At 75.2% G+C, this 12562-nt stretch carries 9 protein-coding genes; 2 read left to right on the top strand and 7 right to left on the bottom strand.

Going from position 1 to position 12562, the window contains the following annotated elements; genetic code table 11:
- Nucleotides 1-22: 22 nt before the first annotated feature.
- Nucleotides 23-850: an inositol monophosphatase family protein gene (locus tag ACH4B3_RS08090; RefSeq protein ID WP_398461913.1), complete on the bottom strand. Its 828-nt coding sequence runs from the start codon at nt 848-850 to the stop codon at nt 23-25.
- A 114-nt stretch (nt 851-964) separates the two neighbouring features.
- Nucleotides 965-2779 carry a gamma-glutamyltransferase family protein gene (locus tag ACH4B3_RS08085; protein WP_398461912.1) on the bottom strand — a complete coding sequence of 605 codons (1815 nt, stop codon included), beginning with the start codon at nt 2777-2779 and terminating at the stop codon, nt 965-967.
- Between the two features lie 218 nt (nt 2780-2997).
- Here ACH4B3_RS08085 and ACH4B3_RS08080 point away from each other — a divergent pair, with 218 nt between their 5' ends.
- Nucleotides 2998-3822, top strand: coding sequence for a PP2C family protein-serine/threonine phosphatase (locus tag ACH4B3_RS08080; protein WP_398461911.1), 825 nt, complete (start codon nt 2998-3000; stop codon nt 3820-3822).
- Nucleotides 3823-3928: 106 nt separating this feature from the next.
- Nucleotides 3929-4945 carry an MASE1 domain-containing protein gene (locus ACH4B3_RS08075; RefSeq protein ID WP_398461910.1) on the top strand — a complete coding sequence of 339 codons (1017 nt, stop codon included), beginning with the start codon at nt 3929-3931 and terminating at the stop codon, nt 4943-4945.
- Between the two features lie 130 nt (nt 4946-5075).
- Here the strand turns inward: ACH4B3_RS08075 and ACH4B3_RS08070 are convergent, their stop codons facing one another.
- The 5 genes from ACH4B3_RS08070 to ggt all read right to left on the bottom strand — a co-directional run bounded on the left by ACH4B3_RS08070 (nt 5076) and on the right by ggt (nt 12355).
- On the bottom strand, nt 5076-6077 hold the full coding sequence (locus ACH4B3_RS08070) for a TIGR03842 family LLM class F420-dependent oxidoreductase (RefSeq protein ID WP_398461909.1): 1002 nt from the start codon (nt 6075-6077) through the stop codon (nt 5076-5078).
- A gap of 14 nt (nt 6078-6091) precedes the next feature.
- On the bottom strand, nt 6092-7495 hold the full coding sequence (gene hydA, locus ACH4B3_RS08065; RefSeq protein WP_398461908.1) for a dihydropyrimidinase: 1404 nt from the start codon (nt 7493-7495) through the stop codon (nt 6092-6094).
- Nucleotides 7492-8847 carry an aspartate aminotransferase family protein gene (locus ACH4B3_RS08060; RefSeq protein ID WP_398461907.1) on the bottom strand — a complete coding sequence of 452 codons (1356 nt, stop codon included), beginning with the start codon at nt 8845-8847 and terminating at the stop codon, nt 7492-7494. Before ACH4B3_RS08060 ends, hydA begins: the two co-directional genes overlap by 4 nt.
- Complete coding sequence (locus tag ACH4B3_RS08055) at nt 8844-9686, bottom strand: nitrilase-related carbon-nitrogen hydrolase (protein ID WP_398461906.1); 843 nt, start codon at nt 9684-9686, stop codon at nt 8844-8846. Before ACH4B3_RS08055 ends, ACH4B3_RS08060 begins: the two co-directional genes overlap by 4 nt.
- A gap of 767 nt (nt 9687-10453) precedes the next feature.
- Nucleotides 10454-12355, bottom strand: coding sequence for a gamma-glutamyltransferase (ggt, locus tag ACH4B3_RS08050; RefSeq protein ID WP_398461905.1), 1902 nt, complete (start codon nt 12353-12355; stop codon nt 10454-10456).
- Nucleotides 12356-12562 lie beyond the last annotated feature (207 nt).

The following is a 12562-nucleotide window of genomic DNA, read 5'->3' as shown; positions in this document are numbered from 1 at the left end:
GGCGGTGCGCGCTGAGGGCCCGTCAGCCGGCCGCGGCCAGCAGCCCCAGAATATGCCGTGCGGTGGCCGCGTCCCGAGCGGCGGTGAAGGGCAGCGCGTTGCCGCCGGCGATCCGGAACGGCTCGCCCGCGACGGTCGCGCTGGCGCCGCCGGCCTCGGTGACGAGCAGCAGCCCGGCCGCGTGGTCCCAGGCGTTCTCCCAGGAGAAGGCGACCGCGTCGAGCAGCCCGCGGGCCACCGCCAGGTACTCCAGGCCGGCCGAGCCGCACGGGCGGGGCGCCACTCCCTCGGTGCGCAGTCCGGACAGGGCCCGCTTCTGGTCGTCGGTGGTGAAGTCGTAGTGCGATATCGCCACCTGGAGCACCTTGTCCGGGGCCGGGGAGCCGGCGGCCAGCCGCTCGCCGTCCAGCCACGCGCCCCCGCCGCGGCGGGCCACCGCCATCAGGTCCAGCGCCGGGGCGTAGGTCCAGGAGGCCAGCACCTCGCCGCGGTGCGCCAGCGCGACGAGGGTGGCGAAGCCCGTCTCGCCCTGCACGAACTGCCGGGTGCCGTCGACCGGGTCGACGATCCACACCGGTGCGTCGCCGCCGAGCGCGCCGAGCACGGCCGGGTCGGCGTGCACCGCCTCCTCGCCGACCACCGCGGACCCCGGCAGCAGCGCGGTGAGCGAGGCGGTGAGGTGCTCCTCGGCGAGCCGGTCGGCGACCGTCACCAGGTCGTGCGGCCCGTTCTTCTGCACGACCTCGTGGTCGGCGAGCTGCCGGAACCGCGGCAGGATCTCGGCCGCGGCGGCCTTGCGGACCGCGTCCTCGACGTCGGACAGGTCACCGGCGAGAAATTGCTCGATCATGCCCCCATCGAACCATGCCCCGCCGACAACGGGTTTCCGGGCGGCCGATGCGGGGTGGCCGCCCGGTGAACGCGTGCCGCGGCCTGACCGCCACGGCGCCACCGGGCACGGCCGTCACCGCCCGACCGCGTACCCCTGCATGCCGCGCGGGTTGGCGGCCGCGGAGAGCAGCCCGCTCTCCGGGTCGCGGGCGACGGCGCTCAGCCTGCCTTCCGTCCAGGGCCCGCCCACCGTCACCCGGTGCCCGCGCCGCCGCAGCTCCGCGACGGTCCGCTCGCCCATCCGCGACTCCACGGTGACCGAGCCCGGCACCATGCCGCGCGGGTAGAAGGAGCCGGGGAAGGCGTCGGTGTGCCAGTTGGGGGCGTCGATCGCCGTCTGCAGCGGCAGCCCGCCGCGGACCGGCTCGCCGAGGGCGACGGCGAGGAAGAAGTGCAGCTGCCACTGGTCCTGCTGGTCGCCGCCGGGGGTGCCGAAGGCCAGGACCGGGACGCCGTCGCGCAGCGCGAGCGACGGGGTGAGGGTGGTGCGGGGGCGGCGGCCGGGGGTGAGGGAGGCCGGCAGGCCGGGGGTGAGCCAGGTCATCTGGAGCCGGGTGCCGAGCGGGAAGCCCAGCTCGGGTACGACGGGGTTGGACTGCAGCCAGCCGCCGCTGGGGGTGGCGGAGACCATGTTCCCCCAGCGGTCGACCACGTCCAGGTGGCAGGTGTCGCCGCGGGTGGCGCCGTCCCGGCCGACGGTGGGTTCCCCGGCGCCGGAGGGCGCCACGCCGGACGGGGCCGCGGGCAGCGCCCCGGTCGCGGCGGCGGTGGCGTGCGGGCTCAGCCGCGGGACGCGCCCGTCGGGGCGGCCGGGGCGCAGCTCCCAGGAGGCCTCCGGCCCGATCAGCGCGCGGCGCCGGGCGTTGTACTCCGGGGACAGCAGCGTCTTCAGCGGGACGTCGGCGGCGTCGCCGTACCAGGCCTCGCGGTCCGCCATCGCCAGCTTGGTGCCCTCCACCAGGGTGTGCACGTACTCCGCGGTGCCGTACCCGGCACGCAGCGCGTCGAGGTCGCCGGGGAGCAGCGCGAGCTGCTGCAGCAGCGCCGGGCCCTGGCTCCAGGGGCCGGCCTTGCACACCGTCCAGCCGTGCCAGTCGTAGCCGACCGGGGCCTCGTAGCCGGCCCGGTAGGCGGCGAGGTCGTCGCCGGTGAGGGTGGCGCGGTGCCGTTCGCCGCTGGTGTCCATGGTGGGCCGGGACGCCGCGGCGGTCAGCGCCTCGGCGACGAAGCCCTCCCGCCAGACCCGGCGCGCCGCGTCGATCTGCGTCTCCCGGCCGGGTCCGGCCGCCCGTGCCTCCGCGACGAGCCGGCGCCAGGTGGCGGCGAGGGCGCGGTTGGTGAACAGCCGGCCGGGCTCGGGGGGCCGTCCGAAGGGCAGGTAGACCTCGGCGGAGCTGGTCCATTCGGTCTCGAACAGCGCCGCCACCGTCCGCACGGTGGTGGTGACTCCCTCCACCGGCGGATGGCCGTGCTCGGCGTAGCCGGTGGCGTACCGGAGGACGTCGGCGAGGCTCTTGGTGCCGTGGTCGCGCAGCAGCAGCAGCCACGCGTCGAAGGCGCCGGGGACGGCGGCGGCCAGCGGTCCGGTGCCGGGCACCAGGTCCAGCCCCAGGGAGGTGTAGTGCTCGATGGTGGCCCCGGCGGGGGCGGGGCCCTGGCCGCACAGCACCCGCACCGGGCCGCCGGCCGGCGCCAGGATGATGGGGACCTCGCCGGCCGGTCCGTTCAGGTGCGGCTCGACGACGTGCAGCACGAACCCGGCGGCGACCGCGGCGTCGAAGGCGTTGCCGTCGTCCTCCAGGACCGCCATCGCGGTCTGCGAGGCCAGCCAGTGGGTGGTGGCGGCCATGCCGAAGGTGCCCTGGAGGGTGGGCCGGGTGGTGAACATCAGTCCCCTCTCGTGCCCCGCCCGCCGGGGCGCGGCGGCCGTGCGGTGGCCCGGTGGCGGGCCCGTCCCGGGCCGGCGCCGGGCCCGTCCGGTGATGCCAGGGCCGAGGGTACCGGCGGGGGCCGCCCGGGCTCCGCGGGTACGCCCCGGGCGACGGGGCGCGGCCGGGCGGCGTAACGTGGTGAGGGACGTCCGTCAGCCCACCCGGAGGTGCGCTGATGACCCGGCTGCACTTCACCCGGCGCTCCGAGCCCAGCGGGCAGGAACTGCTGGACACCCTGGTGCGGCTGACCGGCCAGGTACTGGACGGGATCAAGCTGCAGCAGGCGCGGGTCGAACTGGCACAGGCCCTGCAGCGGCTGATGCTGCCGGACACGCTCCCGCAGACCCCGCGGCTGCGGATCTCGGCCCGCTACGCGCCCGCGCGGCGCGGGCTGGACGTGGGCGGCGACTGGTACGACGCCTTCCCGCTGCCGGACGGCACGACCGGGGTCGCCATCGGGGACGTGCAGGGCCACGACGCCGAGGCGGCCGCGTTCGTGGGCCAGGTGCGCAGCGGTCTGCGCGCCGTCGCCGGGAGCGGCCGCACCGACCCTGGCGAGGTTCTGTCCCAGGTCAACGACCTGCTGGTGTCGATGGACGCCGGGCTCTTCGTGACCTGTTCGTTCCTCCGCTACGACCCGGCGGCCGGCGAGCTGCTGGACGCCCGGGCCGGGCACGTGCCGGCGGTGTGGGCCGCCGCGGACGGCCGCTCGGAGGTCGTCTGGGACGCCGGGGGCCTGCCGCTGGGCATGTTCGCCGGCGAGCGGTATCCGGTGACCCGGCACCCGCTGGCGCCGCCCGGGGCCTTCGTCCTGCTCACCGACGGGGTGGTGGAGGGGCCGAAGTACCCGATCGACCAAGGGCTGGAGGCAGTCGCCCGGCTGGTCGCCACCGGTTTCGACGCCGACCCGGAGCTGCTGGCCGCCGAGGTGATCTCGGTGGCCGACCGGACCGGGCACGATGACGACGCCGCGGTGCTGGTGCTGCGGTACGACGGATGACCGGCGCCGGACGGCCCGCGGCCGTCCCCGGGGCCCCCGCCCGCGGCCCGGCGGCGGCGTGTGTCACGTCCGGTGGCCCGCGACGGCGCGGTGTCTTATGGGTCCCATGGCGTTCCACGAACGGATGCCCCGGCTGCCGGCCGAGGTGCTGCGGGGCTGTCTCATCGCCGCGGTCTACTACGGTTCCGCCCGGCTGGGCCTGCTCCAGGAGCTGGTGCGGGGGCAGGTGACCCCGTTGTGGCCGCCGACCGGGATCGCCCTGGTCTGCCTGCTGTGGTGGGGGCCGCGGGCCTGTCCCGGCATCGCGGCGGGCGCGCTGTGGACCAATCTCACCATCGGGCCGTCCACGGTGGCCGTGCTGGGCATCGTGGCGGGCAACACCGCGGCCCCGGTCTGTGCCTGGCTGCTGCTGCGCTGGGCCGGGTTCCGCACCGAGCTGGACCGGCTGCGGGACGCGCTCGCCATGGTGTTCCTGGCGGCCATGGTGAGCATGCTGGTCAGCGCCACCGTGGGGACCGGCACCCTGGTGCTCGCCGACGCCGTGCCGCACGGCGAGTTCTGGCCTGCCTGGTCGGTGTGGTGGACCGGCGACGCGATGGGCGTGCTGCTGGTCGCGCCGTTCCTGCTGGTGCTGCGCGCCCTGCCGGACCTGTGGGCCGGGAACCCGCTGCGCCGGGTCCCGTGGTACCGGTGGGCGGAGGCGGCCGCGCTGCTGGCCGTCACCACGGCGGTGACCCTGGTCGCCACCAGAAGCGCCATCAATCTGCTGTTCCTGGTCCTGCCGTGCCTGATCTGGGCCGCGTTCCGGTTCCGGCTGGCGGGCGCCGCGCCGTGTTCGCTGCTCGTCTCGGTACTGGTGGTCGACGCGGCGGCGGACGGCGCCGGCCCGTTCGAGGACCACGGGCTGGCGGGCCAGATGCTCACCCTGCAGGCGTTCAACGGGACGGTGTCGATGACCGCGCTGCTGCTCTCCGCGGTCGTCACCGAACGGAATCGGACCCATCTGGAGATCGCCTATGTGTGCGGTCTGCTGGCCAAGGCGGTGACCGGGCTGGTGCCCGAGGAGGAGGAGGTGCGCCGCCCGCCGCCCCCGGCCGGGGAGGACACCCGACCGGGGGCCTGAGGCCGCAGGCCGGGCGCCCGAGCCGCAGGCCGGGCGCCCGAGCCCGCAAGCCGGGCGCCCGAGCCCGCAAGCCGGATGTCCGAGCCCGCAAGCCGGGCGTCCGGGGCCCGCCCGCCGTCGGTCGGCGGGCTCAGCCGGTGAGCGCGGGGATGACGTGTTCGCCGTAGGCGTCGATGGTCGCCTCCTTGGCGTCGTGCATGGCGTAGACCGCGAACTGGTCGACGCCCAGCTCGCGCAGGTGCCGCAGCCGGTCGATGTGCGCCTCGGCCGGCCCCAGCAGGCAGAACCGGTCGATGATCCCGTCCGGCACGAACGCGGTGTCGGGATTGCCCGCGCGCCCGTGGTGGCGGTAGTCGTAGCCGTGCCGGTCCCTGATGTAGTCGGTGAGCTCCTCCGGCACCGCGCCGGTGTGTTCCCCGTAGCGGGCGACCAGGTCGGCGACGTGGTTGCCGACCATGCCGCCGAACCAGCGGCACTGGTCGCGCGCGTGGTCCAGGTCGTCGCCCACGTAGGCGGGCGCGGCGACGCAGATGGTGAGCCGGTCCGGGTCCCGGCCCGCCTCGGCCGCGGCGGCGCGGACCGCGGTGACCATCCACTCGGTCAGGAACGGGTCGGCGAGCTGGAGGATGAAGCCATCGGCGCACCGGCCGGCGAGGGCGAGCGCCTTGGGCCCGTACGCGGCCATCCACACCGGCAGCCGGCCGTCCTTGACCCAGGGCAGCCGGATCGTGGTGCCGTCCACCACCGCCTCCCGGCCTTCGGCCAGGTCGCGGATGACGCCGATCGCCTGCTCCAGCCGGGCCAGGGTGTTGGGCTTGCGGCCGGCCACCCGCATCGCGGAGTCGCCGCGCCCGATCCCGCAGACGGTGCGGTTGCCGTACATCTCGTTGAGGGTGGCGAAGGTGGAGGCGGTGACCTCCCAGGTGCGGGTGCCGGGGTTGGTGACCATCGGGCCGACGATCAGCCTGCGGGTGTGCTCCAGGATGCGGCTGTGGATGACGTACGGCTCCTGCCAGAGCACGGCGGAGTCGAAGGTCCAGCCGTAGTGGAAGCCGTTGCGTTCGGCGCGGCGCATCAGGCCGACGACCGCGGACGCCGGCGGGTCGGTCTGCAGGACGAGTCCGAATTCCATACGCGCTCCCTGGGTCAGGTGAGGTATTGGCAGGTGGCGCGCGGGACGAACCGGCCGTGGCCCGCGCGTCCGGTGTAACGCCTCCGGTCGATCACGGTTTCGCCGCGTGACAGCACGGTGACGACCTGCCCGGTCACCTCGGTGCCCTCGTACGCCGAGTAGTCGACGTTCATGTGGTGGGTGGCGGCCGAGATCGTCTGCCGGGCGGTGGGGTCGTAGATGACGATGTCGGCGTCCGATCCGGGCGCGATGGTGCCCTTCCTCGGGTAGAGCCCGAACATCCGGGCGGGTGTGGCGCAGGCGATCTCGATCCAGCGGCGGCGGGAGAGGTGGCCGTCCACCACGGCCTGGTGGAGCAGGTCCATCCGGTTCTCCACCCCCGGCAGCCCGTTGGGGATCTTGGAGAAGTCGCCGCGGCCCAGTTCCTTCTGCCCGGTGAAGCAGAAGGGGCAGTGGTCGGTGGAGACCACCTGGAGGTCGTTGGTGCGCAGGCCCCGCCAGAGCGCGGCCTGGTGCTCGCGCGGCCTCAGCGGGGTGGAGCACACGTACTTGGCGCCCTCGAAGTCGGGCTCGGCGAGGTTGTCGGTGGACAGGAACAGGTACTGCGGGCAGGTCTCGCCGAAGACGTCGAGGCCCAGGTCGCGGGCCGCGGCCAGCTCGGCCACCGCCTCCTGCGCGGAGACGTGCACCACGTACAGCGGGGCGCCGGCCACCCGGGCCAGCTGGACGGCCCGGTGGGTGGCCTCCGCCTCCAGCAGGGCCTTGCGCACCTCGCCGTGGTGGCGGGGGTCGGTGCGCCCGGCGGCGAGGGCCTGTTCCACCAGGACGTCGATGGCGATGCCGTTCTCGGCGTGCATCATGATCAGCCCGCCGTTCCCGGCCGCCCGCTGCATCGCGCGCAGGATCTTCCCGTCGTCGCTGTAGAAGACCCCCGGGTAGGCCATGAACAGCTTGAACGAGGTGATGCCCTCGTCGACGAGGTGGTCCATCTCCTTCAGCGATCCGGCGTCGACATCGGACATGATCATGTGGAAGGCGTAGTCGACGGCGCACCTGCCGTCCGCCTTGGCGTGCCAGGTGTCCAGGCCCTCGCGCAGCGAGTGCCCCACCGACTGGACCGCGAAGTCCACGATGGTGGTCGTGCCGCCCCAGGCCGCGGCCCGGGTCCCGGTCTCGAAGGTGTCGGAGGCGAAGGTGCCGCCGAACGGCAGCTCCATGTGGGTGTGCGCGTCCACCCCGCCCGGCAGGACGTAGTGGCCGGTGGCGTCGATGGTGGTGTCGGCCGTCCAGCCCTGGGCCCAGGCGCTGCCGTGCGCGGCGAGCGCCACCACCTTCCCGTCCTCCACCAGGACGTCGGCGTTCAGTTCGTCGGCGGCGGTGAGGACCAGTCCGCCGCGGATCACGGTGCGCGTGCTCATCGGGTTCCCCTCTCACCGCGCGGGCGGACGGTGTCCAGCGCCTCCTGGAGGATGGCGGCGCCCTCCTCCGCCTCGGCGACGGTGAGGCTGAGCGGCGGTGCGATGCGCAGCACGCTGCTGTGGTGGCCGCCGCCCTTGCCGATCAGCAGACCGCGCTCCCGGGCCGCCTCCAGGACCGCGGACGCCGCCTCCGGAGACGGCCGGTCGCTGCTGCCGCCGGGCGCTCCGCCGGGCAGCGGCGGCTCGGGTTCGACGAGCTCGACGCCGATCATCAGACCGCGGCCGCGCACCTCGCGGACCGCGTCGTTCCCGGCCGTCGCGGCCCGCAGCCGCTCGATGAGGAGGCCGCCCACCCGGCGGGCGTTGCCCTGGAGGTCGTTCTCCAGCAGGTGGTTGAGGTTGGCCAGGCCCGCCGCCATGGTGACCGGGCTGCCGCCGAAGGTGGAGATGGAGTTGGCGTCCAGGCAGTTCATGATCTCGGCGCGGGCGACGACGCCGCCGATGGACATGCCGTTGCCGATGCCCTTGGCGAAGGTCAGCAGGTCCGGAGGGCCGGCGGCGGCGTGCGCCTGCCAGCCCCAGAAGTGCTCGCCGGTCCTGCCCCAGCCGGTCTGCACCTCGTCGGTGATCCACAGGATGCCGTGCCGGTCCAGCACCTCGCGGAAGGCCGCGTAGAGCCCGTCGGGCGGCGCGGTGAACCCGCCGACGCCCTGGACCGGCTCGGCGATCAGGGCGGCCACGTCCCCGCCCGTCTGCCCCAGCATGTCCTCCAGGTCCGCCACGCAGGCCGCGATGAACTCCGCGTCGGACAGCGCCGCGAACGGCCCCCGGCCGCGCACCGCGCCGTGCACGTACAGCGTCTGCAGCGGCGACAGGGCCGTCGGGGACCAGTTGCGGTTGCCGGTGACGCCGACCGTGGAGAACGAGCGGCCGTGGTAGCTGTTGCGCATCGCCAGGATCTGGTGGGAGCGGCGGTAGGCGGTCGCCAGCAGCAGGGCGGTGTCGTTCGCCTCGGTCCCGGAGGCGGTGAAGAACACCCGCGCGTCGGGGATCCCGGACAGCCGCGCCACCCGCTCGGCCAGCTCCACCATGGGGCGGTCCAGGTAGAGGGTGGAGGTGTGCAGGATCCGGCCGGCCTGCTCGGTGACCGCCTTGGTGACCTCCGGCAGGGCGTGCGCGGTCATGGTGGTCAGGATGCCGCCGAAGAAGTCCAGGTAGCGCTTGCCGTCGGCGTCCCAGACGTACCGGCCCTCACCGTGGGTGATCTCGATCGGCTGCCGGTAGTACAGCGCCAGCCACTCGGGCAGTACGGCACGGTGCCGGGCGTGCAGCGCGGCGTGTGTCTCGCTCACGGCCGCACCAGCCCCTCGTAGGCGTCCGGGCGCCGGTCCCGGTAGAAGGCCCACTGCCGGCGCACCTCGTCGATCAGCCCGAAGTCCAGGTCGCGGACGACGAGCTCCTCCTCCTTGTCGCTGGCGACGTCCCCGACGAACTGGCCGCGCGGGTCGACGAAGTAGGACGTCCCGTAGAAGTCGTTGTCGCCGTACTCCTCCCGGCCCACCCGGTTGATCGCGGCGATGAAGTACTCGTTGGCGACCGCGGCGGCGGGCTGCTCCAGCTGCCACAGGTACGCCGACAGGCCGCGCGAGGTGGCGGACGGGTTGTAGACCAGCTGGGCCCCGCCGAGGCCGAGCTGCCGCCAGCCCTCGGGGAAGTGCCGGTCGTAGCAGATGTAGACGCCGATCTTCCCGACGGCGGTGTCGAACACCGGCCAGCCGGCGTTCCCGGGCTTGAAGTAATACTTCTCCCAGAACCCCTTGACCTGCGGAATGTGGTGCTTGCGGTACTTGCCCAGGTAGCTGCCGTCGGCGTCGATCACCGCGGCGGTGTTGTAGTAGAAACCGGACTGCTCGACCTCGAACACCGGCACCACGATCACCATGCCGGTCTCCCGGGCCAGTGCCCGCATCCGGCTCACGGTCGGGCCGTCCGGGACCGGCTCGGCCCAGCGGTAGTGCTCCGGCTCCTGCACCTGGCAGAAGTAGGGGGCGTTGAAGACCTCCTGGAAGCCGATCACCGCGGCACCCTGGGCGGCGGCGGCGCGGGCGTGCTCCTCATGCTTGGCGATCATCGACTCGGTATCGCCGGTCCAGGTCGCCTGGACCAGTGCCGCACGGACAATCTCGGCCATGATTGGCTCCTTTGACTGCACGTCAGACGCATCTACGCACGTAGACACCGGGCGTAGGTGGAGAACGTACGACCGGTCTCCCACCGTGGCAAGACCACCCGCGTTAAGCAACGAAGCCACTCGGGGTTTCCGGAGCGCGTCCGTCCCCCGCGCGCCCACCCGGCACCGACGGGCGCGACGGCGGCGGGGCGGCCGGCGCCGGGGCCGGTCGGCACGGGGTCGGGCGGGCAGCTGATGCCGGGGCGGCCGGGCAGCCGGTGCGGGGGCGGCCGGGCAGCCGGTGCGGGGGCGGACGGGCAGCCGGTGCGGGGGCGGCCGGGCGGGCGGCGGGTCGGCCGGCACCGGGTCGACGGAGCGGACGGGAGGACGGTTGCCCGGCCGCCGGGCGGCGGGATCCACGGGCGGTGGGGCGCCCGGCGGGACTCAGGGGCGGTCCGTCACGGCCCCGCCGGTGGCCGCGCGACCGGGCCCCGGGGCCGGGTGCCGGGCCGGGGGCCGCCGTCCGGCACACCGCCCTGGCGCTCGCCGCGGGCGCCCCGCCCCACCGCGGCCCCGTGCTCCCCCGCGCGGGCCGCTGCCGAGCGAGGCGGCCGGCAGCGGCGCGGGGCGCCGGGGCAGCGCTGCCGGCTACGGGGGGTCGCGAGTGGTCTTCGACCACGGTCCGGCACGCTGGGGACGCCTCGGTCAGGTGCCCGGTGCCTGGCACCTGACCGAGCGCGCCACCGGCCGGGCCCGCCGGCCCGGTGGCAGTCCGCCGTGCGGGCGGTTCAGCGCCGGCCGGCCGCCGGCCTGACGACCATCGCCGAGCCGCCGCCGCGCCGTTCGGTCTCGGCGGCGGCCAGCCACCGGCCGTCGGGCAGCCGCTGGACGCCGGTGGCCGCGCCGATCTCCGGGTTCTGCCTGAACGAGTGCCCCAGGGCCTCCAGCCGGGACCGCAGTGGGCTGTTCCACAGGCCCGGTTCCAGTTCGGTCGTCGCGGCGTTGCGCTGGCTGGCGCGGGGCGCGGCGATCGCGTCGACCAGGGGCATCCCGCGGTCGAGGTGGTTGACGAGGGTCTGCAGCACGGTGGTGATGATGGTGGAGCCGCCGGGCGAGCCGAGCGCGAGGACCGGGCGGCCGTGGTCGAGCACGATGGTCGGGGACATCGAGGAGCGCGGCCGCTTGCCCGGTCCGGGTAGGTTGGGGTCGTGGACCGCCGGGTCGGCGGGCGCGAACGAGAAGTCCGTCAGCTCGTTGTTGAGCAGGAACCCGCGGCCGGGCACCGTGATGCCGCTGCCACCGGTCTGCTCGATGGTGAGGGTGTACGCGACGACGTTGCCCCAGCGGTCGGCCACCGTCAGATGGGTGGTGTTCTCGCCCTCGTAGGTGGTGGGCGCGGCGGTGCCCCGGCTGACGCAGTCGGTGCCAGGGGCGGCGGCCGAGGGGCGCGGGTCGCCGGGCGGGAGCGGACTGGTGAGCACCGCGTCGTCCCGGATCAGGCAGGCGCGGGAGTCGGCGTACCGCTGGGAGAGCAGCCCGCGGGTGGGCACGTCCTCGAACGCCGGGTCGCCGACCCAGCGGCCCCGGTCGGCGAAGGCGATCCGGCTGGCCTCGATGTAGCGGTGCAGGAACCGGCTCTCGTCGAGCCGGGAGAGGTCGGTGCCCTCCAGGATGTTCAGCCCCTCCGCGACGGTGGTGCCCCCGGAGGAGGAGGGCGCCATGCCGTAGACGTCGAGCCCCCGGTAGGTGGTGCGGGTCGGGGCCTGGCGCTTGGTCCGGTAGCCGCTCAGGTCGCGCAGCGTCAGGTCGCCCGGGCGGACCACCCGGGAGGCGCCGGGGCGCACCGGCGGGCGCTGCACGGTGCGGACGATGTCCCGGGCCAGGGCGCCGTGGTAGAAGGCGTCGGTGCCGTGCTCGGCCAGCAGGCGGTAGGTGCGGGCCAGGTCGGGGTTGGTGAGGGTGGAGCCGACCTCGGGCAGCCGGCCGCCGGGCAGGAACAGTTCGGCGCTGGCCGGGAAGTCGGCGAACCGGGCCTGGTTGTCGGCGGTCTGCCGGCGGAACGTCGGGTCCACGGTGAACCCGTCGCGGGCCAGGCGTTCGGCGGGCCGCAGCACCTGGGCGAGGGAGCGGGTGCCCCAGCTGTCCAGCGCCTGTTCCCAGGTGGCCGGGGTGCCGGGGGTGCCGACGCCGAGCCCGCTGGTGACGGCCTCGGCGAACGGGACCGGCTTGCCGTCCTCGCCGAGCAGGAGATCGGCGTCCGCGCTCAGCGGCGCGGTCTCGCGGCCGTCGAGGGTGAACACCTTGCGGCGCTCGGCGCTGTAGAGCACGAAGAACCCGCCGCCGCCGACGCCCGCCGAGTACGGCTCGGTGACGCCCAGCGCGGCGGCGGTGGCCACCGCGGCGTCCACCGCGTTCCCGCCGCGCCGCAGCACCTCGATGCCGGCCGCGGAGGCGTCCGGGTCAACGCTGGACACGGCGCCGCCGTAACCGGTGGCGACCGGGGTCTTGGCGGGTTCGGCGGCCGTGGTGCGGGCGGCGCCGCCGTCCGCGGCGGAGGCCGGGGCGCGGGCCCCGGCCGGGGCGGTGCCGAGTACGGCGGCCAGCACGGCCGCCGCGGTGAGCGCGGCCAGTCGGCGGCCGGCGGCCGGGGAAGCGGACGGTGCGGTTGCTCTCGGGGCGCGGAGCCGCATGCATACCTCCAGTGGGACGGCAGGGGGCGGACGATACTCGTCCCTGCCGCGGACACGACAGGGGCCGCGCGGTCCGGCGGCGGACCGCCGCCCGTACGCCGCCGACCGCGCCCCCACCTCGCGGACACCCGCCCGCGGACCGCCGCCCGCACGCCGCCGCCGACCGCGCCCCTCACCCGGGGCGCCGCGCTCCGGTGGCCCGCCGGA

This window comes from Streptomyces sp. NPDC018031 (genome assembly GCF_044327625.1).
In the GTDB taxonomy this organism is placed as follows: Bacteria; Actinomycetota; Actinomycetes; order Streptomycetales; family Streptomycetaceae; genus Streptomyces.
The sequence above is the reverse complement of the archived record's forward strand: the minus strand, read 5'-3'. Positions and strand labels throughout refer to the sequence as shown.

Coding starts and splice junctions, on each gene's coding strand:
- ACH4B3_RS08075 (WP_398461910.1), top strand. CDS start 3,929: ATGGCGTTCCACGAACGGATGCCCCGGCTGCCGGCCGAGGTGCTGCGG.
- ACH4B3_RS08080 (WP_398461911.1), top strand. CDS start 2,998: ATGACCCGGCTGCACTTCACCCGGCGCTCCGAGCCCAGCGGGCAGGAA.
- ACH4B3_RS08055 (WP_398461906.1), bottom strand. CDS start 9,686: ATGGCCGAGATTGTCCGTGCGGCACTGGTCCAGGCGACCTGGACCGGC.
- ACH4B3_RS08085 (WP_398461912.1), bottom strand. CDS start 2,779: ATGTTCACCACCCGGCCCACCCTCCAGGGCACCTTCGGCATGGCCGCC.
- ACH4B3_RS08090 (WP_398461913.1), bottom strand. CDS start 850: ATGATCGAGCAATTTCTCGCCGGTGACCTGTCCGACGTCGAGGACGCG.
- ggt (WP_398461905.1), bottom strand. CDS start 12,355: ATGCGGCTCCGCGCCCCGAGAGCAACCGCACCGTCCGCTTCCCCGGCC.
- ACH4B3_RS08070 (WP_398461909.1), bottom strand. CDS start 6,077: ATGGAATTCGGACTCGTCCTGCAGACCGACCCGCCGGCGTCCGCGGTC.
- hydA (WP_398461908.1), bottom strand. CDS start 7,495: ATGAGCACGCGCACCGTGATCCGCGGCGGACTGGTCCTCACCGCCGCC.